Annotated in this window: 1 protein-coding gene; it reads left to right on the top strand. The window is 66.1% G+C overall.

Annotated elements, in window-relative coordinates:
• Positions 1 to 174 precede the first annotated feature (174 nt).
• On the top strand, positions 175 to 1,016 hold an 842-nt coding region (locus G7A99_RS20975; RefSeq protein WP_305792348.1), incomplete at its 3' end, for a uracil-xanthine permease family protein.

Genomic DNA, 1,016 nt, shown 5'->3' with positions numbered 1-1,016 from the left:
GGGTCGGTCGGATCGCCCGGGTGTCCATGATCGGTATCAAAAATGGATACATAATTGTTGACAGGGTTGTACCCATGATCAAGGATTCCCCGAAGGCCTGTGGGGCCGCCGGGCCGGAGGGCGCCGTGCGGCAATCACAGTGACCGCCATTGCCGGAGGGGGAGAGGAGCTGTCATGAGCGAGCAGACAGAAGAAGTGCGCCCGGAGCAAAGGGGGGATGTCGATTACATGCCGCCGCTGCGGCGTGCCATTCCGCTGAGCATTCAGCACGTGCTGGCGATGTTCGTCGGCAACGTCACCGTACCGGTGGTGATCGCCGGGGCGGTGGATCTGCCGGCGGCGCAGACCACGGCGCTGATCCAGGCCGCGATGTTCATCGCCGGTGTCGCGACACTGGTTCAGTCACTCGGTGTCGGACGCATCGGCGCACGGTTGCCGGTGGTGATGGGCACCAGCTTCGGCTTCGTGCCGGTGATGATCCCTATCGCCAGTACCCAGGGACTGCCGTCTGTGTTCGGTGCGGCGTTGGCCGGGGGTGTCGCCATGGCCGTCGTCGGCCTGTGCATGCGCTGGGTGCGCTTCCTGTTCCCGCCGGTGGTGATGGGGACGTTCGTGATCATGATCGGCGTGCTGCTGCTGCCGGTCGGATTCGCATACACGGCGGGCGGTTTCGGGGCGCCGGACTTCGGCGCACCCTACCATATCGCGCTGGCGGCGCTGGTGTTCGTGATCACCGTGGGTCTGCATCAGTTTGCCCGTGGCTTCATCGCCGAGATCGGGCCGCTGGTGGGGCTGGTGGCGGGCTTCGTGATCGCCGCGCTGTTCGGACTAGTGGATTTCTCCGACGTCGCGGCTGCCTCATGGGTGTCCGTGCCGCTGCCCTGGGAGATCGGCATGGAGTTCCACCTGAGCGCGATTGTGCCCATGGTGCTGCTCTCGCTGGTCACCGTCTCCGAGTCCGTCGGCGACCTCGTGGGGATCACCGTCGGCGGGGCGGACCGGGAGCCCAGCGAGCG

Source organism: Arhodomonas sp. KWT (assembly GCF_010993615.1).
The sequence above is the reverse complement of the archived record's forward strand: the minus strand, read 5'-3'. Positions and strand labels throughout refer to the sequence as shown.